This window comes from Clostridium sp. UBA1652, from assembly GCF_002320975.1.
GTDB lineage: Bacteria > Bacillota > Clostridia > Clostridiales > Clostridiaceae > Clostridium_T > Clostridium_T intestinale.
Window position 1 is genome coordinate 1 of record NZ_DCLI01000070.1, and the last position, 26,008, is coordinate 26,008.

Consider the following 26,008-nt stretch of genomic DNA (forward strand, 5'->3'; position numbering starts at 1 on the left):
GGATTAGTTTATGTTGCACCTTATTGCTGTAGAAGCGTTCCTCAGCTTCATTAGAATCATTTTTGCTACAATTATGTTTAATAAAAAGTTAAACACCTTGTTGCTGTAGGAGATTCCGCAGGAATGCTCCATTAAATTCATTTCACCCCCCTGCTCTGTGGAAGGCGATCCCCAGCCTTCATCAAATCATTCTCCACTTAATACTGTAGCAACCCGACATAGGAGTGGTTGCATTAAATTCTTTTTGTAAATTTCTAAATTTGTACGTTTCTAAATTTCTAAATTTCTAATTTTCTAAATTTCTAAATTTCTACGTTTCTACGTTTGTACACTTCCTATTCTTTACGAACTCTTCTTCTCAAGAGTTTCCTTAAATTCATTTCACCGTTGCTCTATAGAATGCGATCCCCAGCCTTCCCCTTAACCTCACCATTTTTTCCTATATTAAAGGCTGTCTCACTAAATATGAACTGTTCCCTGTCTACTTGACAGTGAGCAGTTCATATTAGTGCTACAGCCCTCTTCTATTCTTTCTTAAGTCGCCCAATCAGAAACATAATATTCATTCCCATACTAGTCCACTTAGATTCATATTCAGTTACTATGTTTTCTTTAAAATCAGATTTGTGTAAATCGTAGGTTAAGTATTCTATCTCAAAACCAGCTTCCTTAAAGTACTCTTGAGACTCATCAAATAGTTCTTTATCATCGGTTTTAAACCAAATCTCAGAATCTTTCTTTAAAAACTTCTTATATTCATCAAGAAATTTTGTATGTGTAAGTCTTCTCTTTTTATGTCTATCTTTTGGCCAAGGATTGCAGAAATTTATAAAAATCCTCGATACCTCATCCTCACTAAATATTTCACTAATAAAGCTAATATTAAGTGGAACTATTCTTATATTTTCTACTTCAGCTTCATTAGCCTTATTTAAGACATAAATTAAAACCTCATCCTTAAGATCAACTGCTATATAATTAATGTCTGGATTATTTTTAGCTTTAGTTACTGCAAAATCTCCTCTTCCACAGCCTAATTCTAAAAATATATCATTATTATTTTTAAAATTTTCTTTCCAAATTCCTTTTAATTCTCTAGGGTTAGTAACTACCTTTGAATCCTTCTCAAGTTCTGGTCTAACCCACCATTTTTTCCTTAGTCTCATGATTCCTCCTATAAAAATACAATAAACTCTATTAGTTTATTTAATAAGCTAAATATATAATTGCTTGGTACGGTCAAAATTCTCCATGCAAAAAATACAACTCCAATAAATATTAATTGTTGGTATTTATAAAGATTATATCCTATCTTACCAAAAACCTTAGGAAATAAATCTTCCAAAATACTGAATCCATCAAAACCTGGTACTGGTAATAGATTAAATAAAAATAAAATCACGTTAATACTAACTACGTTTACTAGTATACCTGCTATAATTGATATCATAGTTCCATAAGCCTCATAAGTAAATTTGAAATAGAAACCTGAAATTATTGAAAAAACTATGGCTGTAAAAAGGTTAGCTAAAGGTCCAGCTATTGATACCTTTAAATCATCCATATAGTAGTTTTTAAAAGCACCTCTATTAACTCTAATAGGTTTTGCCCATCCAAATCCAGCTATTAGGATTAATATAAATCCAATAGGGTCTATATGTACAAGTGGATTTAGATTTAGCCTTCCTTGAAATCTAGCCGTTTTATCGCCTAATTTATCTGCAACTATTCCATGAGCATATTCATGAAAAGTAAAAGCTACTAATATAGCTGGAATACTTAAAATCTTATATAAAATCTCTTCCCTCATCTTGACCTCCTTCATAATATTCACATTATAACATAAATTTAGTAATCTTCAATAAAATAGACAGGTAAATCCTGTCTATTTATTAAACTCTGTTTTTATTAATTTTCCTTGAGATACGGAGGCAATCCCCGTATCATAAATACATAAAAGATTTCCTTTATAGCTTGTCTCTTTAGAAGTAGTTAGATTAGTCACTATACCATTTAAGTTATCATTAACTAATAGTTCACCTTTTCTAGTAATACGAATATCTTTTTTGTCCATAGGTTCTTTTAATGTTGTAGTTTTCCATTTGCTAGTTTCATCACTCAGTTTTCCATAAGTTATTTTAGATATCTTATCTCCACTCAATGAACCAACATAAACAATATCTTCGTTATCAATTTTTAATAATGTTACCTTCTCATTAAAGGCAAGCTTTTTATTAGATTTAGTAGTATATATGCTTCCATTTATGCTGTCTTCGTAAACAAAAATGTCATCTCGAAGAAAAACATCCATATTACTTACTGCCGAACTCATAAGATTAGGACGTGTAATATTATGATTAATATCTATTCTATATATAGAACTTTTAACTCCTTTTTCATTTACTTTTATGTAAGTAACATTAGTTAGTGTTGAGGCTTTGATCTTATCAACCTTTGCACTTTCTGCAACGTTGTCAAGCTCCTCCATTTTACCCTTTTCTTTTTTACTAGCATCATAATAATATATTGTAAGCTTACTTTTTGTGCTTGATTGTTTTTTCTTTTCCACTAAAAGTAATCTATTTCTATCAGATAGCCATTCATAATTAGAGACCTCAGAATCAGCTTCATTTTCTACCTTTATAGATTCTCCAGTTTTAGTATTTATTAAGTTCATTTGTCCATTTTCTAAATAAGATATAAACTTACCATCAAAACTTATGTTAAAATCTTTGCCTTCTGGTAAAGTTATTTCTATATCCTTATTTTTAGGTTTTTCCTCTACCTTTACAGCTTTAAAAGTATTAGTATTAGCGAAAATCTTTTTATCTAAATAAAGCAGTCCTAAAGATTGGATTGTTAAAGAAATAGCTATCCAAATTGTTATTCGTTTTAAAAGCTTCATTAATTTCTCCCCTTCTTATTTAACTATAAATGCTGTTGGAATACTTCTTTCTCCTAAAGCATCAGATGGAGTGTTTATGACTTCACCTTCATAATACATAGTAGTAGATTTTCCTCCATCAAGATTTGCTACATTTACAGCTCCATATTCTATCATTAAATCTTGAACTTCTTTTAATGAAGCTCCTACGCTTCCAAACAATTGTCTTCCGTCAATTACCAATAACATTATAGACCCATCATTTCTTTGTCCAATTGCTGTTCTTGGTGCAATTCCCCATCCACCAATACCACTAGTGGTTGGTTTCCCATTTACAACCAAAGCAGGTGGAAAGCTCACTGCCTCTTTAGCACCTAATTCCTTTAACTCATTTAAGGAATATTTTCCTATGATAAGTCTTCCGTCCTTATTTATAGCTATCATATCAGTTTTATGATTTTCATCTATCCCTTTGAAAACCACGTTTCCATCTTTAATTATTATTCCTTCAGGTTGTCCACCAGTTCCTGTATCAATCCCGTTAGCAAATCCACCTGCATTAATACCCGCTACAGCATCATTATCTTCAGAAATTTGAGATAGGGTTTGTCCTTCTTTACCTATTTTAGAGCTATATCCAACTTTTACTCTTGTTGGATCTTTAACTATTAAAAGATAACCTTTAAACTTATCTCCACCATCTATATCATATCTTTCTATTGTTTCATCATGGGTTTTAGGTATTTCTACTTGTTTTGATTCTACATCCTGAGATATCTCTTCATCATTATTATTATTTTCTGCTAAAATTTTATTGATTCTTTCTTCACTCAAAAACCAAGTCGCCAAAAACTGGCTTTTATAAGATGTCATTGCTGAACCAACAAATCCTTTTTTTACATTTTCAAAAGGTCCATAATATAGATAAAATGGTCCAACTATAGCAGTAAATACAATTTCAAATAAAATAAAAGCAAATACTCTTTTTAAAGATATTTTTTTCCTTCTTTTCTTCTTCCTAGTTTTTGCTTTAGATTTATTTTTGTTCATGTATTCAAATCCTTTCTTTCAATTAATTAAGCAAGTAAATGAGTTTACCTGCTTAATTATATAATTTATGCATTATTATTTCAATAAATTTAAAATTAATTAATAATATTTTAATGGAAAATATAGTTATAAAATCCTATAAATCTTTAAATTTCTTCCATTTCACCTATTATCTCATGACTTACTTACTATTAATCACTTAAATTAGCTTTTTCTTCTTCATCCTCATTAATCTGTGTTTTTTGTCTATCATCAGGTAAAGATACCTTTTCTTGCTGTTCTTTAACTTTATTGAATTGAACTTGTTGATTTTTGTATTGACTCATAACATTTTTAAAACTTAAGTTATTATAGTTTGAAGCATCCCACTTTTTATCATTAAAGATAAACTCTTTCATGGCATTACCATTTTGCTCTTTATCTATAAGTAGCACCCAACCTTTATCTAAAAATTCTCCTCCTTGGCTTAATTCATTAATAGGTATTTGAAGCTGATCGTATGTAGGTGGATTAAATTTATAAAATGTATATCCGTAATCAAAAAGTTTGGCAGGTTCAATATTAGTTTTTACACAACTTAACAGAGCATTTGCTACTGATGGATACTTTAATGGAGATATGTCTCTAGCTTTAGTTGCAATAAGTGTTAAAACATTTCTCTGCCTTTCAGTTCTTTCATAACTACCATTTCCTACCTTCCTTATTCGCGAATAAGCTAATGCTTGTTGCCCATCTAAATTTTGTAGTCCAGCTTTTTCAAGTGGTAGAGATTTATCTTCTCTGACTTCCCCTATGTACTTATTAATTTCCTCAATCTCATAATCCTTTACATCTATTTCTAAACCTCCCATAGCATCAACAATATCTTCAAAACCCCAAAAATTAACTACTATATATTTATCTAAAGCTACTCCGAAGTTTTCTTTTATGGTTTTCATTAATAACTCAGCTCCACCTAATGCGTAGGCTGCATTTATTTTTTGATCGCTATATCCTGGTATCTTTACGTACGTATCTCTCATTATAGAAGTAAATTTAAGTTTTTGATTACTTCCATCAATAGTTGCAATAATTATGGAGTCGCTTCTTGCCGCCTCATCTAATGTCCTTGCATCTGTTCCAATTAATAATATATTTGTAATTCCTTTTTCTTCATGATATTTTATTTCTTCTTTTACTTCTGGGGTAACCTCTAACTTCGGTTCCACAGGAGTATATATTTTGGTTCTCATATAAAAATAACTTCCTAAGGCTATAGAAGCTATTATAATAACTAATATAGCTATTAACAAAATAACTTTTTTCTTCTTACCCATTCTTTCTCTGATCCCCTCTATTCATAGAAATTAATCATAATATATAATTATACAGTAATATTTTCACCAAACATTTCAAAAGTATGACATTTTAATGTTATAATTGACTAAAAAATGTTTTAAGGAGCACTATATGTTAAAAGATGAAATTTTATTAACTTTATCTTCTAATCCTAAAGAATTTACATCTGGAGAGGATATAAGTGATAAGCTTGGAATCTCTCGAGCTGCTGTATGGAAATATATAAAAACCTTACGTGAAGAAGGATATGTAATAGAGTCTTATTCACGTAAGGGTTATAAATTAATCTCATCCCCTAATATTTTTTCTGTTGAGGATTTAAATTCTTCATTAGTTAATAATTCTTTAATCAAAGAGATTTTGCATTATAATACTATAGATTCTACTAATGATTTTTGTAAAAATAGTTCTGATACTCTTAAAAATGGCACTTTGGTATTAGCTGAAACTCAAACTCAAGGAAGAGGTAGATTTAACAGACCCTGGTTTTCACCTAAAGGTACTGGTATATTCTGCTCTATTTTTCTTAAACCTAAATTGTCGCCTTATGATATTTCAAAAATAACTTCAATAATCTGTGCCTCAATAGCTAAATCCTTACTTGATATGAATATTCCTATTTCAGTTAAATGGCCTAATGATATATACTTAGATGGTAAAAAACTAGGTGGAATTCTTACAGAAATGAAGTGTGATATGGATGAGATTAATTACTTAATTATAGGTTTTGGATTAAATATAAATCAAAGTAAAGAAGATTTTCCTGAAGATATTGATAAAACAGCCTTATCTCTAAAAAGCTATTTTAACCATGATTTTAGCCGAGAAGATATTCTTGTATCTATTTTAAACAATTTTGAACATTTTTATAAAGCTTTACTTAACAATTCCGAAAGCAAAGAAGCTTTTAAAATAATTAAAGAAAACTCCTATGTTTTAAATAAAGAAGTTATTATACTTAAAGGGAAAGAAAGCATAACAGGTAAAGTTATAGATTTAGGTGAAAATGGTGAGCTGCTTTTAGATATAAATGATAAGATTGAACAAATATATTCTGGAGAAGTTTCACTTAGAGTAAAAAATTAGAAAAGTGAAGAGGGATCTTTCCTCTTCACCTATTGTATTCCTGCTTCTTTTAAATGCTTTTTTATTATTTCCGCTGACTCTTCTAATTTTTCCTTTTCTTCTGGATTTAATGAAACTTCTAATATCTTTTTAGCTCCTTCTCTATCCACAATTGTAGGTATAGCTAAATAAACATCTTCAAGTCCATATTCACCGTTCAATAGAGAACTAACTGTTAAAATAGAGTCTTCATCTCTTAAAATAGCCTCTACAATTCTCCTTATAGCTAACCCAACTGCATAGTTTGTATAACCTTTTTTATTTATTATACTGTAGGCTGCCTCTTTTACCTCTTTAGGTATATCATTTTTAAAAGATGAATCACATCTCTTACACATCTTTTCACAATATTCATCAGCTGATATTCCAGCTATATTAGTTAAACTCCAGGCAGCTATTTCTGAATCGCCGTGTTCTCCTATTATATAAGTATGGATATTCCTAGCGTCTATTTCAAAATGTTCACTAAGCATATATTTAAATCTAGAAGTATCTAACACAGTTCCAGAACCTATTACCCTATTAGCTGGCAATCCAGATATCTTGTAGGCAATATAAGTTAATATATCCACTGGGTTTGATACAATTAACAATATAGCATTAGGGCTATATTTAACTACTTCTGGTATTATGCTCTTAAATATAGGAATGTTTTTATTTATAATATCTAGCCTTGTTTCTCCTGGTTTTTGTCCTACTCCAGCCGTAACTATTACTATATCTGAATCTTCAGTGTCTTTATATTCACCTGCTCTCACATCAACAGCTTTAACAAATGCAGCACCGTGAGATAAATCCATAGCCTCTGCTAAAGCTTTTTCTTTATTTATATCAACTATAACTATTTCAGATGCAAGCCCTTCCAGCATTAATGCATAAGCAGTAGTAGAACCTACAAATCCTGCACCTATAATTGAGATTTTGTTTCCTTTTTCCTTAATCATAATCTAAACCTCCTAGTTTAGTTATTGTTATTTAATAATAATTATCTATATTTTCATTATATTACTAATGATAACAACTTTCAATAACATTGTTAATTTTTTCATTAATTATTTATTTATAATTCGACAAACTAAATATAATATGATTTAAAAATTTTAACAAAATTTTAAAAATTGACTCTTATATTTTGTCTTAATATGATATATAATTTATCAGGTGTGTCTTAACCATAAGATATGCGAGGATGAATTACTTTATACATTGGAGGTGATTCCATGGAAATTAATACAATAGGAGTTCCTATTTTTTACGGTTGTGATATTGAAGGCGTAAATTTAGGTCCTAATACATTAAGAGAAAATGGATTGTTAAAAATACTAAAAAAAAGCAACAATATAGTTTTTGATTTAGGAAACATATATGTTCCTGAATTATTAGTTGAAGATAAATTTAAAGAACATGAAAATATGAAATATTTATCTGCTATTGTTGAGACAAATAGAAATTTAGCCCATGCGGTATATGCTTCATTGTCTTCTAACTCCTTCCCATTTGTAATTGGTGGAGATCATTCTTTAGGCCTTGGAAGCTTAAGTGGTGCATCTAGATATTTTAAGGATGATTTAGGTGTTATTTGGGTAGATGCTCACGGAGATATAAATACTTATCTGACTACACCTTCTGGAAATGTTCATGGAATGCCTTTATCAGCAGCAATGGGATTAGGTCATACCGTATTAAGAGACCTATATTTTAGAGGAAGAAAAATAGATCCTAAAAAAGTATTTATAATTTGTGCTCGTGATTTAGATCAAGGAGAACTAGATTTAATTACAGAATTAAATATAAATGTCTGGACTACAAAAGATATAAATTCTATAGGTGTTACAGCATTTTTAGAGGATTTTAATAACAGATTGTCAAACATCAATATTAATAATCTTCATTTAAGCTTTGATATAGATTCACTAGACTCAACATTAGTACCAGGTACAGGAACGCCAGTACATGATGGCATGAATATAAAAGACATAAAAAATATTTTAACAGGAGTTTTCTCAACTTCTAAAGTTAGGTCTATGGACTTTGTAGAATTTAATCCTTTATTAGACAAAGAATCTGTAACTTTAAACAATTGTCTTGAAATTCTTGAACATGTATCAGCCTTGATTAAATAAGTCTTGCCCATAAGCGAGACTTTTTTCATTAAAATCCTTTATTATTTAACTGATTTATATTATCATATAGTTATGTAATTTTTAGGAGGACAAATTATGAAATTACTTTTTTTTGATACTGAAACAACTAGTATAAAGCCAGGGCATATTTGTCAACTAAGCTATATAGTAGTTGATTCAAACGAAAAACCACAAAAAACTTACGGAAAAAATTATTTTTTTACAGTAGATGAAATGGATCCATCAGCTCAAGAAGTTCATGGATTTTCTTTAGAAAAGCTTTATGAATTAAGTGAAGGTAATTATTTTGAAGATAGTTTTGAAAATTTTATAGATGATTTTATACAAGCTGATTTTATAATTGGTCATAATGTATCTTTTGATTTAAAATTTTTAAACAGTGAACTACTATACATATTGGGAGAAGATTTTAAAGCTAAAAATACTTTCTGTACCATGAATTATTACAAAAATGTATTAAAACTCTATAGACCAAGCGGCGACTTTAAAAACCCTAAACTTCAAGAGGTAGTTGATTATCTATCTATAACAAAGGATAAAATCACAGAAACTGCTGACAAACTATTTGAAGGAAGTGGAAACTATCATGACGCAAGATTTGATACCGCTGCTACCTATCTTATAGTTGTTGAAGGTATTAAAAAGGGATTAATTGCTCCTGGATACTTTTCTTCTAAAGTAAAATAAAAAACTAAGAGATTTACAGATATATTACTTAAATATACCAGTAAATCTCTTTTTATTTCCTCACTTCTATACTGTAGAAGCGTTTCTCAGCTTCATAAATCCATAAATTATTTATCATAATCATAACTATTTGAAAGTTCTATTCTTTCTTTTGCAGTAGGATGATCAAATCTTAATATCTTATACCATTCATCAACGTTATATGGTGATAGATTTGTTTCCATAAATCTTAATTCCAAAATTCCATTAGTTAAATTATCATTTGTAGCTTCAATTGCAAATCTATCTGCTTCAATCTCTATTTTCCTCGAATAATATAAGGATATCGGTGAAGTAACCATGCTTATTATAGTTGAGTAAAGTAATACATATCCTAACCCATAAGGCCCCTTTAAAGCTCTTCTAGACTTTCTATTAATCATCAAAAGCAATATTATAGATGAACCATATGTAATTATGCTTAGCACAGCTTCTAACACCATACCTTTAGGTATATGATTTAATTTATAGTGGCCTATCTCATGAGCAACTACAGATAATATCTCATCCTCATTTAAACTTTGTAAGGTAGTATCCCATATAACTATTCTCTTAGTAGAAAATATTCCTGTCATGTAAGCATTTAAAGCTGATGTTTCATCACTTTTTTTGATTTCATATACTTTTAGATTTTTAATCCCATTTTTTTCAGCTAAATTAATGATTTTAGTTTCAAGCGCTTTATCGCTAACAGGCTTTATATCATTTATTAAAGGATCAATAACAACAGGATATATAAATACTCCAAAAATCATTATGAGTGCATATAAAACTCCAAGCGAAAGTATCCATCTTTTTATATTTTTTATTATATAAAATGAAATGCCTAAAAACAGAGAAAATATAACTAAATTTAGAATCTCTCCTTTTAATAAGTCTAGAAGCCAATCAATAAATCCATAATTAAGCAGTCCTACAAGCTTTAATCTATAAAAAGACGAAAAAAATGCTATAGGGAACAAGATAACAAAATTTATAATAGTATATGCTATTCCCATGATAACTCCCTGAGAAAAATTATTTTTAATTTTTTTATTAAATAATTCCTCAGCATATTCTAAAAGAGATGATTTTAATATAAATATTGGTATTAAAATAGCTAATATTGTTCTTATAAGAAAATAATTTTTAGAAAAGATATAGTTAGTTTTAACTATTGATGTTTCCTCTGGAACTATTATCTTGTTATTTTCTATTTTAACCTCAATTTTGCTTTTTTCTCCTAGAGATTCTTTATTTTTATATTCTATAAATAAAGTTACTCCAGCAGTAATAAAAAATACTATTGTAACAAATACTAATAACTGTGAAAGAACTTTCTTCAATTCGTCAACCCCTTTTAATCTTTATACATATAATAATATTTTTACTATAGCAAAATATTCTTTCATTGTGAAATATTAAGTAAAAATATTATGTAGTGGCAAATATTACCTTGATATTATTATACTATATGGTATAATATACTCACAGGTAATAATAATTATTATTATTTAACAATGGAGGTAATTACTATGAAAAGTTATATTTGTGATGTTTGTGGATATGTATATGATCCAGCAATAGGCGACGAGGACAATGGAATAGCTCCAGGAACTTCTTTTGAAGATATTCCAGAAGATTGGGTATGCCCACTTTGCGGAGTAGGTAAAGATGAATTCTCTGTAGTAGAATAGAAAAAACATCAGCCTCAGCTGATGTTTTTTATTTTTTGACTAAATCTATTAAAATTTTCTCTAGTTCTTTAGCTTTAGCCTTATCCATGGCAGGCATTCCTTCTAACTTATATTCCATGTTTAATATTTCATATTTGTTAGTTCCTAATAGGTGATATGGTAAAAGTTCTATTTTTTCTACATTTTTTAACTCTTTAATAAAATCTGCTAAGTTTTGCATATCTTCAACTGTGTCCGTAACTCCAGGCATAACCACATGACGTATCCACATCTTAACATTCATTTCTTGAGCAATTTCTAAAAATTTCAAACTTTCCCTAACTTCTCGTCCTGTTATTTCACTATATTCCTTAGGATTATAATGCTTAACATCAAAAAGAATCAAATCTACATATCTTAATATTTCTTCGTATCTACCTGCACCTACTCCAGCTGTATCAATGGTTGTATGTATCCCTCTTTCTCTACACAACTTCAGAACTTCAATTAAAAAATCTGGTTGAAGTAGTGGTTCTCCTCCTGAAAAAGTCACTCCTCCACCTGAGTTTTTAAAATATGTCTTATATCTTTCAATTTTATCAACAAGCTCTACAGGAGTTATACTTTCCCCTCCTGAAATAGCCCAAGTATCTGGATTATGACAGAATGTACATCTTAATGCACATCCTTGAAAAAATACAACAACTCTTATTCCGGGCCCATCTACAAGCCCCATAGTTTCTATAGAATGTATGTTGCCTTTTATCATAAATACACTCCTCCTAAATTTATAAGGAAGCTAGTAAACTAGCTTCCTTAAATCTTATAAACTTTCGTGGAAAGTTCTGCTTATAACTTCCATTTGTTGATTTTTTGTTAATCTATTAAAGTTAACAGCATAACCTGATACTCTTATTGTTAAAGTAGGGTACTTTTCTGGATTTTCCATAGCATCCATTAAAGTTGCTCTATTTAATACATTAACATTTAAGTGATGAGCTCCTTGAGTAAAGTATCCATCAAGAACTCCAACTAAGTTAGTTACTTGTTGTTCATCTTCTTTTCCTAAAGCTTGAGGTACTATAGAGAAAGTATTAGATACTCCATCTTCACAAACTTCATTGTAAGGTATTTTAGCTACTGAGTTTAATGAAGCTAAAGCTCCGTTAATATCTCTTCCATGCATTGGGTTAGCACCTGGAGCAAATGCTTCTCCAGCTTTTCTTCCATCTGGTGTAGCTCCTGTTTTCTTACCATAAACAACGTTTGAAGTTATAGTTAAAACAGATAGTGTATGTTTAGCATCTCTATATAAAGGATGTTTCTTTAATTCTTTAGAGAATTTATTAACTAATTCTACAGCTATATCATCAACTCTAGCATCGTCATTTCCGTATTTAGGGAATTCCCCTTCTATTTCAAAGTCAACAGCTATTCCATTTTCTCTTATAGGCTTAACTTTTGCGTACTTTATAGCACTTAAAGAGTCAGCAACTACTGAAAGTCCAGCTATACCAAATGCCATTAATCTACCTACTTCTGTATCATGAAGAGCCATTTGACCTGCTTCATAAGCATACTTATCATGCATGCAGTGAATTATATTCATTGTATCAACATATAGCTTCGCTACATAGTCTAATACTTTGTAGTAATTATTTTTTACTTTTTCAAAATCAAGTACTTCATCCTCAATTTTTTCTAAACCTTGAATAACTACTGTACCTTTCTTTTCATCTACTCCACCATTTATAGTGTAAAGTAAAGCTTTAGCAAGGTTACATCTAGCACCAAAGAATTGCATTTGCTTTCCTACTCTCATAGCAGATACGCAACAAGCAATTGCATAGTCGTCTCCATATACAGGTCTCATAACTTCATCATTTTCATATTGAATTGAGTCTGTTAATATTGACATTTTTGCACAGTATTTTTTGAATCCTTCTGGTAATTTATCAGACCATAATACTGTCATATTTGGTTCTGGAGCTGATCCTAAATTAGTTAAAGTATGTAGATATCTGAAAGAGTTTTTAGTAACTAATGTATTACCGTTAACTCCCATACCACCTAATGACTCAGTTACCCAAGTTGGATCTCCTGCAAATAGATCATTATATTCTGGTGTTCTTAAATGTCTAACTAATCTTAACTTAATTATAAATTGGTCAATTATTTCTTGAGCTTCTAACTCAGTAATAAGACCAGCTTTTAAATCTCTTTCGATATATACATCTAAGAATGTTGCAGTTCTTCCAAGAGACATAGCTGCTCCATTATTTTCTTTTACTGCTGAAAGATAAGCTAAGTAAACTGCTTGAACAGCTTCTTTTGCATTTGAAGCAGGTTCTGATAAATCAACACCATATTTTGCGGCCATACTCTTTATAGCACTTAGTGCTCTTATTTGTTCAGAAACTTCTTCTCTCTTTCTTATAAGCTCATCTAACATATCGCCTTTAAGAGCTTTTAAGTCTTTTTTCTTTTCTTGAATTAAGAAATCAATACCGTATAAAGCAACTCTTCTATAGTCACCTATTATTCTACCTCTACCATAAGCGTCTGGAAGACCAGTTAAAAGACCAGCACTTCTAGCCCATCTTATTTCATCAGTATAAGCATCAAAAACCCCTTGGTTATGAGTTTTTCTATATTTAGGGAAGAACTCGCTTATTTGTTCATCCATCTTAAATCCATAAGCTTCTAATGATTGTTCAACCATTCTCCAACCACCAAAAGGATTTACAATTCTTTTAAGTGGAGCATCAGTTTGAAGTCCTACTATTACTTCATTGTCTTTATCAATATATCCAGCTTCATAACTATCAATTCCTGATATTCTATCAGTAGCTACATCGATTATACCTTTCTTTATTTCTTCAACTATAAGATTACTTGATTTTTCCCAAACATTTTTAGTTTTATCAGATATACCTTCTAAGAAAGAGTCATCTCCTTCATAAGGTGTATAATTTTTTTGTATGAAGTTTCTAACGTCAATTCTCTCTTGCCATACTCCCTCACTGAAACCATTCCATTGTTTAAACATATTCATTCCTCCTGGTAAAAGATTACGCTTTTATTATAACCTATAATTATCAATTTGTTAATAGGTTTTTCCATTTGAAACAAATATTCATTTATCGTTAATAATAATTATCGTTTAATTCCAATATATGAAAATGATAAGGTTTTAATTGATAAATGTTTAACAATTTATTTTATTTAGCTCCATATGTTTTATAATATTCTTCTATTCTACCCATAATCTCATCATCAATATATATTTTACCGTGGATTTCTCTTTTGTAAAGATAATTTATAACTTCTCTCATTGTTACAATTGCACAAGTTTTAAATCCAAACTTTTCTCTTATCTCAACTAAAGCTGAATTATCTCCTTGTCCTCTTTCCATTCTATCTACAGAAATTATAAGTCCTTCTACAGTTACATCTCCTTGAGACTTTAATATAGGCATAGTTTCGTATATTGATGTTCCAGCAGTAGTTACATCTTCAACTATTAAAACTCTATCACCATCACTAAGATTACTACCTAATAGAATTCCCTTATCACCATGATCTTTTATCTCTTTTCTATTAGAGCAATATCTTTTATCAATACCATATAGTTTTGATAATGATATAGAAGTAGTTACACTTAAGGGGATTCCTTTATAAGCAGGACCAAAAACTACATCGTAAGTATCTACAAAATTATCTTTTATTGCTTTGGCATAAAAATCTCCTAATCTACTTAATTGGCTACCTGTTTTATAATTTCCTGTATTTACAAAAAAAGGAGTTTTCCTTCCGCTTTTTGTTACAAAATCTCCAAATGTTAATACTCCACACTCTATCATAAACTCTATAAACTCTTTTTTATATGCTTCCATGTTTACACTCCTATCAATATATCTATATTTTAGCAATCCCTATGATATCATTTATATCTTTTATGCCTTCTTTAAGTAAAAACTCTTCTATTCCCTTAATTATTTCCTTACCAGCAAGTGGATTTGAGAAGTTAATAGTTCCAATCTGTATAGCTGTTGCCCCAGCCATCATAAATTCTATAGCATCCTTATAATCTGAAATCCCTCCAAGCCCAACTATTGGTACATTTACAGCCTTTGAAACCTCATACACCATTCTTAAAGCTATAGGCTTAATTGCTGGTCCAGACACTCCTGCAAAAACATTATTAAAAACAGGTTTTCTTTTATTTATATCTATAGCTAATCCTTTAAAGGTATTTACTAGTGATAGTGAATCTGCTCCAGCATTTACACAAGAATAAGCCATATCAACTATATCCTCTGCATTAGGTGAAAGCTTAACCATTAAAGGCTTATTTGTTATCTTCTTTATCTTTGAAACAACTTCAGCTGCAATACATCCTTTAATTCCAAAAGCCATTCCCCCAGATTTTACATTTGGACAGGATATATTAAGTTCTATTATATCAATATTAGTTTGGTTTAGCTTCTCACAAGCCATTTCATAATCTTCAATTGTTGCCCCACCAACATTAGCTAAAATATTAGTGTTATATCTTTTCATATTAGGAAGTTCAACTTCAATGAACCTATCTATTCCTGGATTTTGAAGTCCTACTGAATTCATCATCCCCATAGGAGTTTCATAAACTCTAATTCCATCATTTCCTTCCTTAGGATTTATAGTTAATCCTTTTGAAGAAATTCCACCTAATATTCCAACATCATAAAAATTATTGTACTCTTCTCCAAACCCAAAAGTTCCGGAGGCCGCTATTACTGGATTTTTAAACTCAACTCCATTTATATTAACATTTATCATATTATTAGCCCCCTTATAATTCCACAAAGTATCCATCAAAAACAGGACCATCTTTGCAAGTTCGTTTATTGCCTTCTTTAGTTTTACAAGTACATACTAAACATGCACCAACCCCACAAGCCATATGCTTTTCTAAAGAAACATATATGTTTTTACCTTTTTCCTTTGCCATATCTACAACCTTTTTCATCATAATCTCAGGTCCACAGCAAAGTACTGTATCATATTTATCTAAATCTAAAATATCTGTAACAAAACCTTTTACCCCAAACTTCCCTGTATTAGTAGCTATGTTAACTTCATTACAGTATCCTTTTAGCTCTTCTATAAGATATACTTCTTCTCTAAAACCAACATACATGTCAATAATATTTCTTGGGAAATTATTTCTTAATTCTTTAGATACTTGTAAAAATGGTGCTGTACCAATTCCTCCTGCCACCAATGCCACTCTCCCCAAATCTTCATCTGTAGTGAACCCATTTCCTAAAGGCCCTGTAACATTTATTGTTTGTCCAGCTTTAAGAGTTGAATATTCTTTAGTTCCATTTCCAACTACAGCATATAAAAAGGTTGCTACACCATCTTCCCATTCACATAAAGATATTGGTCTTGGAAGTAAGGTTCCTCCTTGAAGTTTTAACATATAAAACTGTCCAGCTTTTCCTTTAACTTCTTCTTTAATTTTAAGACTAAATATTCCTGAACATATTTCTTTATTCTCTATAACTTCAACTAATTTATAATTCATAAAGCCCTCCTAGATTTTACTGCTTATTGCTTCTCTAATCTCATCTCTCATCCTAATCGCTTCCAATTTAGCGTAATATCCTACTCTTTCATTACCATTTCCTTCTTTATAAGCTAAAAGAATCTTTCTTGATGAGTTGACAACTCCCCCATTCCCATTATTTAAGTACATAGCCACATCTTCAGCCTTTCCACCTTGAGCTCCATACCCAGGTATTAAGAAAAACATATTTTTAAATCTCTCTCTTAATTCCTTTGCCTCTTCTTTATGTGTACACCCTAGTACTCCACCTATTTGTGAATACCCATACTCACCTAGATAATCATTACCTATATTACAAAGTCTATCCCCAACCTCATGATATACCTTATGCCCTTTAGTAGTATCTAAAAATTCTATATCCTCTGCTCCCGGATTAGAAGTTCTGACTAAGGAAAATACTCCTTTTTTACCATCCTTCATGTAAGGTAGATATGGCTCTATTGAATCCATTCCCATATATGGACTTAAAGTTATAAAATCAGCTTCAAAATCCCCTTCAAAATGTGCTTTAGCATACATTTTTGCAGTAGCTGCTATATCCCCTCTTTTAATATCTGCGATAATTATAGCATTCTTTTCTCTTAAGTATTCAAGTGTTCTTTTATAAGCATCTAGTCCTTTTAGTCCTAATGATTCGTAGTAAGCTATCTGAACTTTATAACAAGCAGCAACATCTAAGGTTTCATTTATTATCTCTTTATTAAAGTTAAATATTGCATCTGCTTCATTTTTTGATGTTTCCATTATATATTCTGGAACATATTCTATACTTGTATCTAAGCCTATACATACTACACCCTTTTCCTCTACGCTTTTATATAATCTATCAATAATATTCATATATCCCCCTACCTTTTATACGATATTTTTCCACCTTTTATAGTAGTAACAACTTCGCCATAATACTCCATTCCTTCAAATGGCGTATTCTTGCTTTTAGAAGCAAACTCTTCTGAATTAACTTTAGTCTTTTTATTTAAATCTACCAAAACTACATCTCCGTCATAACCTGGCGTAAGCTTTCCTTTTTTTATTCCTAAAATCTCTCCTGGTCTTCCAGACATAAGCTTGCTTAAGTTATTTAAAGAAAGGTTATTTTCTTTTACTAAAGTTGTATAGCTTATAGAAAATGCTGTTTCCAATCCCACCATTCCAGGTGCTCCTTTTTCTTTATCCTCTTTACTATGAGGGGCGTGGTCTGTTCCAATAGCATCCACATAGCCCTTTTTTATAGCGTCTATTAAAAATTTTCTATCTTCCTCTTCTCTTATAGGTGGATTAACTCTATAGTTTGACATCTCTGTATTTAAAGCAATATGATGTGGAGTTACTTCTAAAGTTATATTGCTATACCCATTTGATTTTGCTTCAATTATATATTCCATAGCCTCTTTAGTACTTACATGTGCCATGTGAAGTTTTGCACCTGTATATTTAGCTAAACTTATATCTCTCCAGGTCATCATATTTTCAGCTAGTCTCATATCTATATCTGAAAACTCATGATCTTCGGCATGTGAGATTACTACCCAATTATTTTCACGAGCTATATTCATAGCATCCATCATTGTTCTTGAACCCATAACACCTTTACCGTCATCAGAAATTGCTTTTATTAGCTTATTTCCTGAGAGCTCCTTTAGAGGCGTTAAAGTCTTTCCATCAAAATCTTTAGTTATAGATAAACATTGATGTAAATCTATAAGTCCTATTTCCCTAGCTTTATTATTTACATACTCTAAAACCTCTAGACTTGAACATATAGGATTAGTATTCGCCATTAAGTTTACATAGGTAAATCCCCCTCTTAAAGCAGCTCTCCCGCCTGTTTCAATGTCTTCTTTATAAGTAAAACCTGGATCTCTAAAATGAACATGCATATCTATAAAACTAGGCATTAACGTTAATCCATTTCCATCTAAGGTTTCACAATCTCTTTTAATATCTAATCCAATTTCTTTTATTTTTCCATTTTCTATATATAAATCTCCATAAAAACTATGACTTTCATCAACTATATTTACGTTTTTTATTAATATATTCATACCTTTCCCTCCAGTTTATAAATTGCAAAATTCACTAGTTTCATAACAATAGTCACATCTATATACACCTTTTTCTTTACTAGTAAGATTAAAAACCTGGGGTATATCCCTCTCTATTGTAGTTATGCATCTTGGATTTCTACATGAAATTATATTTACAACCTTCTCTGGTAAAGTTGGCTTTATCTTATCTACTATTCGTTCATCATCTACTATATTAATCGTTATAGTTGGCGATAATAATCTTAAAAATGTGTAGTCTAGAGATACATTATCCTCAATCTTTATAATATCTTTTCTACCAAGTTTAGAGCTTTCTACATTCATAATTAATGCCACTGGGTATTCAACCTTATCAAGTTCTAGATGATTAAATATCTTTATCCCAGTTCCTGCTTTTATATGATCCATTACTATTCCCTTTTTAATTGTTGTTATCTTAAGCATTACTTCACCTCCAAAAGCTTTAATATAAGTGCCATTCTTACATACATTCCATACTCAGCTTGTTTGAAGTAACATGCCCTTGGATCGTTATCCACCTCTTTTGAAATCTCATTTAATCTAGGTAGTGGATGAAGTACTATCATATCCTTTTTAGCTAACTTCATCTTGTTTTTATCTAAAATATAGCTATCTTTTAATCTTATATACTCCTCTTCATTAAAGAATCTTTCTTTTTGAACTCTAGTCATATATAAGATATCTAATTTATCAATTACATCCTCTAATCTTTCAACTTCCATAAATTCTATATTGTTTTCTATAAGTATTTCTTCTCTTATATATTCTGGAATTGTAAGTTCTTTTGGTGATATTAATATAAACTTGTTGTTTTTATATCTAGACATGGCTTTTAAAAGTGAATGAACAGTTCTTCCAAACTTTAAATCACCACATATTCCTATAACATTATTTTCTATACTCTCTTTTAAATTTCTTATGGATAACAAATCAGTAAGAGTTTGGGTTGGGTGCTGATGCCCACCATCACCTGCATTTATAACTGGAACACTTGAGAACATTGTTGCAACCTTTGCTGAACCTTCTTTTGGATGTCTCATTGCAATAATATCTGAATAGGTAGAAACTATTTGAATAGTATCAGAAAGACTTTCCCCCTTTGAAACAGATGAGGAATTTGGTTCTGAGAACCCTAATACACTTCCTCCAAGCCTCATCATAGCAGCTTCAAAGGAAAATCTAGTTCTAGTGCTTGGTTCATAGAATAGAGTTGCAAGGATTCTTCCCTTCATTAGACTTGAATATTCTTTAGGATATTTTATAATATCCTCAGCTAAATTAAAAATTTCATTTAGCTCATCTACAGTAAGATCCATAGGATCTATTAAATGTTTAATTTTATTCATAATTTCCTCCTTTTTAACCTCTCTGTGTTAAATTTAAAGGGACTAATAAGGCATTTTTGCCTAAAAAAAAGCCTTCCTTAAAGGAAGGCGTAATACGTCCATTTAGTATGGTAACTTTACTTCCTTAATGACCTCTCTGGATCAAATTAAAGGCTCTATATTACATAGAGAATAGCAAAAATATAACCTATTGTCAATAGCCCTGTACTAAATTTAAGAGCTATACGCTTTATTAACTTTCTAAAGATTTATTAACAAAACTTCTAATTGTATTTATTTGATCCATTGTCAAACATAAAAACTCTCCCCCAGCTAGAAAAGCTTTATCATCATATCCTACCCATTTTATTTCCATAATAGCTGTAAAAGAAGGGCTTCCCTTAATAGATAGAAGAATATCTAAAAAATCCCCTTTCTTAAGTGGAATATCGCTACTTACACAGATTCCTGCCTCAGATATATTCAGTGCTCTCATAATAGGATCTCCGCTAGGATTATTTACATTTTTATCATTTATTCTCGGATACATGATTTCTAAGTCAAAATCAATTCTCTTGCTTACTCTCTTTTCCTTCAAAAATGAGTATACTTTATTATTTTTTGCTGATTCCATACTAACCCACCTTTATACGCTTTTGAAATCAATATCTTTAAATTTGTAATCTAATTATATCATTCTATCTAAAGCTTGTAACTAAGCTATTTTTATTTTAAAATAAAAATTTATGTTGACAAAAATTTTTGGTGGTTTAGAATTTTAGTTCTTATATTTTTAATTTTAGTATGTCCTCAAGATCAAGCCCAGCTTGTACAATTCCTTCTCCATCTTTTCTTGATATAGCAACAAACTTATAGTATTTATCATCCACATCTCTTTTCATAAAGTTTTGAGTTACTATAAGTTTATTATCTTTAAGTATATTCCTAAATACATGGGCTTGTGAAGTTTCATCCTCAGTAAATCTAAATCCTATGCCAAACTTATTATTTGATAATATTGTAACCCCGTCCCCATCTGTTATGTAAAATTCTGATATTCCACTTTCAGTTGAATATTTATCAAGAAACTCGTTGTTTATCTTTTCACTGCACATCTGTTTTGCTAAAACTTCACAATGGCTTACTAGTTTTTCTGAAATAATATTTTCAAATTCTTGAGTAAATTCTAGCAATGTTTTAATATCTTTAGACATATTATCGCAACTATAAATATTTAATCTTTCTAGTTCATATTGCTTCTTTATATCTACAACTATATTATTAACTTCAACATTAAAATCTTTAAAAAATTCTGAAGCATCATCAGATACTACCTTAATTTTTTCGTTAGAAGATAATTGCTCCTCTATCTTTTTAGAAACTAAATGAACTGACCCTATTATATCCGTAACCTCAGTATTTATGTCATTAAAACATTCTTTTATAGAACTCGTAGAGGTCTGAACCTTTTTGCCTTTTTCACCTAATATATTTATTGCCTCAACAGCCGCATTACTTTTAACCTTTATGTTTTCTATATTGCTTCTTATATCCTTTGCATAAACTGCACTTTCGTCCGCTAATTTTCCAACTTCAGTTGCTACAACACCAAATCCTCTGCCACTTTCACCTGCTCTAGCAGCTTCTATTGCAGCGTTTAATGATAGTAGATTTATATTTTTTGCAAGCTTACTTATTAAATCAGCCATCTTCTCAACAGTATCCGTAACATTTGCTAAATTAGTTATATCACCTATCAGATCGTCCATATGTACATTCATATCTTCAAGAATTTCTACAGCATCTTCAACAGTCTTTCCTCCCATTTTTATAGAATCTTCTGTTTGAGCTGCACTTTCTCTTACCTTATTTGAAAGAGCGTACATCTCCTGCTGTGAATTGTATATATTATTAGTAAGTGAGTTTAGTTCATCAATTCTTTTAAAAGTATGTTCTGCCTTATGTTCAAATCCATCTATTTTTTCGCCTACACTTTTAGCAGTATCCATAGATGTAGTACAAGAAGAATATATGTTATTAAGCTGCTGTGAAATTCTAGTTGAAGATCTTAAAGTATTATATATCCAAGATATTAGTTTTTCAGTTACTTTACCTAAATCATTGTCTATAAATTTATTATCTTCAATATTTAAAGTCAAATCTCCAGAAACTATCTTTTCTATAGCTTTTTTATATTCATCTTTTATTTTTCTATTTTTTATCACCTGAAAGGTAAAAGCTAAAATAAGTATACCTATTATAATAAGTTCAATAAAATTTAAATAATTCATTTGTATAATCCCCTCTTTAAAATATCTACAATAAAAAGAGATCACAACTTACCGCTCCTTAAGAGCAGCTAAGCCACAACCTCTTTATTGCGTATCAATATTAAATAATTTATAACTAATTATACTCTAATTTTAACTTTTTTTAAATAACATAATAAAATATTATTTAAAGTTAGTATCCTCACTAAATTTAATTTGAGATAAAATTATTCCCAAAAATATAAACATACACCCTATGTACCCTCTAATACTCATAGTTTCACCTAATAAAACAACTCCCCCTAAGGCACCAAACACAGACTCCATACTCAATATTATTGCAGCATGAGAAGGTTTGGCATTCTTTTGAGCTACAACTTGAAGTGTATAAGCCACTCCAACCGATAAAATTCCTCCATAGAGTATTGGAACTAACGCCTGAGATACCCCACTTAAAGTAGTTTGTTCAAATATAGCCGAAGTGATTAAACTTAATATAGAACAAGTTGCGAACTGTATACAAGATAATTTTAGAGCATCTATCTTATCTGAAAAATAATCTATAGCTAAAATATGTATAGCCCAAAAAACAGCTCCTATAATCTCAAGCAAGTCTCCATAAGCTATTGAAAAATTCTCATTAACACTTAATAGATACAAACCAACTACTGAAATAATTACTCCAAGCCATGCATTTTTTTCAATTTTATGTTTTAATAAAATTCCTATAATGGGTACTAAAACCACATAAAGACCTGTTATAAAACTGGCCTTTCCAGCTGTTGTATACATAAGTCCAATCTGCTGTAAGCTTGCCCCAGCATAAAGAATAAGACCTACTATAATTCCAGGCAATATAGATTTCTTAAAGCCAACATCATACTTTTTCTCTTTCTTTTTTCTTTTATCAAAAAAAACAATTAATGGAACAAGCGAAATACTACCTATTGCAAACCTTATTCCATTAAAACTAAATGCACCTACATAATTCGCCCCAGTTCTTTGTGCAACAAATGCAAAACCCCATATAGCTGCAACTAGCAATAGAAGTGAATTAGCAGCTAATCTTTTATTATTCATTTATTCTCCCCCTTAGATTAAATTCTCTATTATAATACCACAACCACAATTTTTTCTACAAATTAATTCAAAATCCTCACTATATTGTGACACCAAATATTTCTGAGCATATAATAATATTGAAAGTTTTATTGACTCATATTATTTATATTATTTATTAAATATAGAAAAGCCTAAGAGTATATTCTCCTAGGCTTTTCTGCATTTATAATATTTCAGATTACATCTATATTAATTGGTACCTAGTCAGCTTTTTAACTTTTTAAATGGTTTTCTTTTTAAATGTTTAAACATTTAACTTTTTAACTTTTTAAGCATTTAACTTTTTATTAAACATAATATTTAAGTAAAATGACTCTAATGAAGCTGTGGAACGCTTCTACAGGAATAAGGTGTTTAACTTTTTATTAAACATAATATTTAAGTAAAATGACTCTAATGAAGCTGTGGATCGCTTCTACAGTATTAATGTGTTTAACTTTTTATTAAACATAATTTTAGCAAAAATGATTCTTATGAAGCTGAGGATCGCTTCTACAGTATTAATGTGTTTAACTTTTTATTAAACATAATATTTAAGTAAAATGACTCTAATGAAGCTGAGGAACGCCTCTACAGTATTAATGTAGGAGAATGATTTGATGAAGGCTGGGGATCGCCTTCTACAGAGCAGGGGGTGAAATGAATTTAATGAAGCCTGAGAAGAAGCCTATAAATCACCTAAAATCTTTGAATATTATTTAGCTGATTTTGGAGTATTTTTTAAAATTTGTTCATCACGCCTTTGCAATAGGCATTATATACAAATAATATAAAGCAGCCACTCAACAGTGACTGCTTTATTTAAAAGGGAGAAGAGTAATGAAAAAACTTAATTTCAACTTATGAGTTTATTATAGAGCTACTATGTGTCCTTCATGTGTCATTACAATAAACATTCTGTTAACAAAAATTAATCAAATTTATCATCTCTTCTATTAGCTCTTTTATTTCTTTTTAATACCAAACAGAATCCTTATTAGGCAAAAACTACTTCTTAATCCCCTCCAAGCAATCCTCACAAACATACTTACCTTTAAAGTCTTGTCCACCTTTTATATTGCCACAGATAGTGCAGCCCGGATTATATTTTCTTAGAATCATTGTTTTATCCTCAGTGAATACCTCAAGGGAGTCAGCGATATCTATATTCATTACGGTTCTTAACTCCTTTGGTAGTACTATTCTTCCTAGCTCGTCTACTTTTCTTACCATTCCTGTACTTTTCATAATTATCCTCCTAAAAAATTTATTCTTCAGTTTCTTCTTTTGTCAAGTCCTTGCACTCATTACAATTATAACACTCTCCACTGCATACAACATCATAACCTTTAATAATATCCTTTACTTCTCTGCACATGCATTGAAATACTTGGCAGTATTTAATAAACATAACCTTCTCCTTTGCTCTATAAGTATTAGCTTATCAAGCTCTCTACTCTTAGTTAATACCCTATTATCACTAATTCCATAAGTATTGATAGATTTATGTAAACTTCTTCTCTTTCTCTCTATTATCGAAAATATTCTTATCATCTTCAATCTCCTCTCAAATTTTCATCAATATTCGATTATCTATATAATACAGCTCTTTTCTTAAAATAAACTGAAACTTTTGTTAAGTTATTTCATAAATTTCTTAAGATGATTTTTTAATATTTTTTTCAGTTTATGAATATTTAAGTTTTTATATTATCAAAATAAGATGAAAGGTGGCTATGCATATGAGGAAATTTACTAGTACTTTTTTAATTCTTTTGTTCTTATTTTTAACTCCATATAAAGCTAATGCTGTTCCAAAATCAAATACCTTTAAAGAGGGAGTTTATAAAGTATCCGACTTTAATTTTTCAGAAGGTAATCTTTACTATATTCAAAATATATCTGAAAAAGGTTCTATTTTTTTGCAAATTTATGATAAAGATCAGATAGCACAACAAGCTATACGCCTACCTCCTAAATCTCAAAAATTCAATTTGATATCATTAAAGCCAGAGCATAGAATTGTTATTATAGGTGATGGAGAAGCATATATCTCTTAAAAGGTACTAATAAACATCTTTAAATTTGCTTTGATATTTACTGTTTTAGAATCATACCTGTAGTAAACTAGGCTTCTACGGTATGATTCTTTTTAATATCATATATTTTACATTATCAAGTAAAATAAAATTGCTAATTAAATTAACTTGATTTTATGTTCTTCTACTGTCTCTATTTATTTTCCCAATTACAAGCAACAATCAATTTCTTCTGTCTAGTATTATGTATCTCCTTATGGTAAAATTTTGTTAAAAGGTGGTGTTACTATGGAATATAATGAACTTTTAAAAACAAAATGTACTTTAAAAGAATATTCCTTTTTAGCGTTATTAATTGCAAACGACTATGCTGATAGTCTTTTCTTAACTTCGTTTGGACAAGTTATTGGTAAACCTTATAAAGATCCAGAAGGTAATTATATATCTAGTCAAATTTCACTCACTGATGTAATAATTATTAATAATAATGGAGTAAAAACTAATTATACCGATTTTACTTTCACCCTTTTTATTGACCAGGTCATAGCAATGACACCAATTGATAGAGATTACTTTTTATCTCAACTTGATGATTCTGGATATTAATAGAATCCTTATTAAGGATATAAAATTTCTCTAAAAAATAAAATTTGTGACGGATTTGTGAC

At 29.9% G+C, this 26,008-nt stretch carries 27 protein-coding genes; 6 read left to right on the top strand and 21 right to left on the bottom strand.

From position 1 onward, the window contains the following. Window positions 1–524: 524 nt before the first annotated feature. The 5 genes from trmB to B3N22_RS14020 form a co-directional block, all read right to left on the bottom strand. On the bottom strand, window positions 525–1,166 hold the full coding sequence (gene trmB / locus B3N22_RS14000; protein ID WP_286908081.1) for a tRNA (guanosine(46)-N7)-methyltransferase TrmB: 642 nt from the start codon (window positions 1,164–1,166) through the stop codon (window positions 525–527). A gap of 8 nt (window positions 1,167–1,174) precedes the next feature. After that, the gene (locus B3N22_RS14005; protein ID WP_286908083.1) at window positions 1,175–1,810 is read right to left on the bottom strand and encodes a site-2 protease family protein; all 636 of its coding nucleotides are present in this window, start codon (window positions 1,808–1,810) and stop codon (window positions 1,175–1,177) included. A gap of 75 nt (window positions 1,811–1,885) precedes the next feature. Beyond that, the gene (locus B3N22_RS14010) at window positions 1,886–2,905 is read right to left on the bottom strand and encodes a dipeptidyl-peptidase IV (RefSeq protein WP_286908084.1); all 1,020 of its coding nucleotides are present in this window, start codon (window positions 2,903–2,905) and stop codon (window positions 1,886–1,888) included. 15 nt (window positions 2,906–2,920) lie between these two features. Beyond that, window positions 2,921–3,934 (bottom strand): phosphodiester glycosidase family protein, encoded by a 1,014-nt coding sequence (locus tag B3N22_RS14015; RefSeq protein WP_286908086.1) that lies wholly within the window; start codon window positions 3,932–3,934, stop codon window positions 2,921–2,923. A 191-nt stretch (window positions 3,935–4,125) separates the two neighbouring features. Next, on the bottom strand, window positions 4,126–5,250 hold the full coding sequence (locus tag B3N22_RS14020; protein ID WP_286908087.1) for an LCP family protein: 1,125 nt from the start codon (window positions 5,248–5,250) through the stop codon (window positions 4,126–4,128). A 133-nt stretch (window positions 5,251–5,383) separates the two neighbouring features. Here B3N22_RS14020 and B3N22_RS14025 point away from each other — a divergent pair, with 133 nt between their 5' ends. Next, complete coding sequence (locus B3N22_RS14025; protein WP_286908088.1) at window positions 5,384–6,358, top strand: biotin--[acetyl-CoA-carboxylase] ligase; 975 nt, start codon at window positions 5,384–5,386, stop codon at window positions 6,356–6,358. A 29-nt stretch (window positions 6,359–6,387) separates the two neighbouring features. Here the strand turns inward: B3N22_RS14025 and B3N22_RS14030 are convergent, their stop codons facing one another. After that, window positions 6,388–7,341, bottom strand: a complete 954-nt coding sequence (locus B3N22_RS14030; protein WP_286908090.1) for an L-lactate dehydrogenase — start codon at window positions 7,339–7,341, stop codon at window positions 6,388–6,390. Window positions 7,342–7,617: 276 nt separating this feature from the next. Between B3N22_RS14030 and rocF the strand changes: the two genes are divergently transcribed. Then, window positions 7,618–8,520: an arginase gene (gene rocF / locus B3N22_RS14035; protein WP_286908092.1), complete on the top strand. Its 903-nt coding sequence runs from the start codon at window positions 7,618–7,620 to the stop codon at window positions 8,518–8,520. Window positions 8,521–8,616: 96 nt separating this feature from the next. After that, complete coding sequence (locus B3N22_RS14040) at window positions 8,617–9,228, top strand: 3'-5' exonuclease (RefSeq protein WP_286908094.1); 612 nt, start codon at window positions 8,617–8,619, stop codon at window positions 9,226–9,228. Between the two features lie 107 nt (window positions 9,229–9,335). On the opposite strand, the gene B3N22_RS14045 is transcribed toward B3N22_RS14040, so the two are convergent. Then, the gene (locus B3N22_RS14045; protein ID WP_286908096.1) at window positions 9,336–10,592 is read right to left on the bottom strand and encodes a M48 family metallopeptidase; all 1,257 of its coding nucleotides are present in this window, start codon (window positions 10,590–10,592) and stop codon (window positions 9,336–9,338) included. A gap of 189 nt (window positions 10,593–10,781) precedes the next feature. On the opposite strand from B3N22_RS14045, the gene rd reads away from it, so the two are divergent. Continuing rightward, window positions 10,782–10,943 (top strand): rubredoxin, encoded by a 162-nt coding sequence (rd, locus tag B3N22_RS14050; RefSeq protein WP_073016866.1) that lies wholly within the window; start codon window positions 10,782–10,784, stop codon window positions 10,941–10,943. 28 nt (window positions 10,944–10,971) lie between these two features. Here the strand turns inward: rd and pflA are convergent, their stop codons facing one another. From pflA to B3N22_RS14120, 14 genes are all read right to left on the bottom strand, one after another. Continuing rightward, window positions 10,972–11,691: a pyruvate formate-lyase-activating protein gene (gene pflA / locus B3N22_RS14055; RefSeq protein ID WP_238904237.1), complete on the bottom strand. Its 720-nt coding sequence runs from the start codon at window positions 11,689–11,691 to the stop codon at window positions 10,972–10,974. A 54-nt stretch (window positions 11,692–11,745) separates the two neighbouring features. Then, window positions 11,746–13,971, bottom strand: a complete 2,226-nt coding sequence (gene pflB, locus B3N22_RS14060) for a formate C-acetyltransferase (RefSeq protein ID WP_073016871.1) — start codon at window positions 13,969–13,971, stop codon at window positions 11,746–11,748. A gap of 172 nt (window positions 13,972–14,143) precedes the next feature. Further along, entirely contained in the window at window positions 14,144–14,818 is a 675-nt protein-coding gene (gene pyrE / locus B3N22_RS14065; RefSeq protein ID WP_286908100.1) for an orotate phosphoribosyltransferase, read from the bottom strand. Between the two features lie 22 nt (window positions 14,819–14,840). Then, window positions 14,841–15,743, bottom strand: coding sequence for a dihydroorotate dehydrogenase (locus tag B3N22_RS14070; protein WP_286908102.1), 903 nt, complete (start codon window positions 15,741–15,743; stop codon window positions 14,841–14,843). A 13-nt stretch (window positions 15,744–15,756) separates the two neighbouring features. Then, complete coding sequence (locus B3N22_RS14075) at window positions 15,757–16,494, bottom strand: dihydroorotate dehydrogenase electron transfer subunit (RefSeq protein ID WP_286908104.1); 738 nt, start codon at window positions 16,492–16,494, stop codon at window positions 15,757–15,759. 9 nt (window positions 16,495–16,503) lie between these two features. Continuing rightward, window positions 16,504–17,376: an orotidine-5'-phosphate decarboxylase gene (pyrF, locus tag B3N22_RS14080; protein ID WP_286908106.1), complete on the bottom strand. Its 873-nt coding sequence runs from the start codon at window positions 17,374–17,376 to the stop codon at window positions 16,504–16,506. Window positions 17,377–17,384: 8 nt separating this feature from the next. Beyond that, window positions 17,385–18,581 carry a dihydroorotase gene (locus tag B3N22_RS14085; protein WP_286908108.1) on the bottom strand — a complete coding sequence of 399 codons (1,197 nt, stop codon included), beginning with the start codon at window positions 18,579–18,581 and terminating at the stop codon, window positions 17,385–17,387. A gap of 15 nt (window positions 18,582–18,596) precedes the next feature. After that, window positions 18,597–19,028 (bottom strand): aspartate carbamoyltransferase regulatory subunit, encoded by a 432-nt coding sequence (locus B3N22_RS14090; protein ID WP_286908110.1) that lies wholly within the window; start codon window positions 19,026–19,028, stop codon window positions 18,597–18,599. Then, window positions 19,028–19,951 (bottom strand): aspartate carbamoyltransferase, encoded by a 924-nt coding sequence (gene pyrB, locus B3N22_RS14095; protein WP_286908113.1) that lies wholly within the window; start codon window positions 19,949–19,951, stop codon window positions 19,028–19,030. The genes B3N22_RS14090 and pyrB overlap by 1 nt, the downstream gene beginning before the upstream one ends. Window positions 19,952–20,183: 232 nt before the next feature. Then, window positions 20,184–20,564 (bottom strand): PilZ domain-containing protein, encoded by a 381-nt coding sequence (locus B3N22_RS14100; protein WP_286908115.1) that lies wholly within the window; start codon window positions 20,562–20,564, stop codon window positions 20,184–20,186. A 151-nt stretch (window positions 20,565–20,715) separates the two neighbouring features. Beyond that, window positions 20,716–22,221: a methyl-accepting chemotaxis protein gene (locus B3N22_RS14105; RefSeq protein ID WP_286908117.1), complete on the bottom strand. Its 1,506-nt coding sequence runs from the start codon at window positions 22,219–22,221 to the stop codon at window positions 20,716–20,718. A gap of 162 nt (window positions 22,222–22,383) precedes the next feature. Beyond that, the gene (locus B3N22_RS14110; protein ID WP_286908119.1) at window positions 22,384–23,280 is read right to left on the bottom strand and encodes a DMT family transporter; all 897 of its coding nucleotides are present in this window, start codon (window positions 23,278–23,280) and stop codon (window positions 22,384–22,386) included. Between the two features lie 1,029 nt (window positions 23,281–24,309). Continuing rightward, entirely contained in the window at window positions 24,310–24,549 is a 240-nt protein-coding gene (locus tag B3N22_RS14115; protein ID WP_286908121.1) for an AbrB/MazE/SpoVT family DNA-binding domain-containing protein, read from the bottom strand. Between the two features lie 114 nt (window positions 24,550–24,663). Next, window positions 24,664–24,855 (bottom strand): aspartyl-phosphate phosphatase Spo0E family protein, encoded by a 192-nt coding sequence (locus B3N22_RS14120; protein ID WP_286908123.1) that lies wholly within the window; start codon window positions 24,853–24,855, stop codon window positions 24,664–24,666. Between the two features lie 188 nt (window positions 24,856–25,043). Between B3N22_RS14120 and B3N22_RS14125 the strand changes: the two genes are divergently transcribed. Together B3N22_RS14125 and B3N22_RS14130 are read left to right on the top strand one after the other, a co-directional pair. After that, a complete protein-coding gene (locus B3N22_RS14125; protein WP_286908125.1) occupies window positions 25,044–25,361 on the top strand; it encodes a hypothetical protein in 318 nt (105 codons plus the stop codon). Between the two features lie 267 nt (window positions 25,362–25,628). After that, entirely contained in the window at window positions 25,629–25,946 is a 318-nt protein-coding gene (locus tag B3N22_RS14130; RefSeq protein ID WP_286908127.1) for a hypothetical protein, read from the top strand. The last annotated feature ends 62 nt before the right edge of the window (window positions 25,947–26,008 follow it).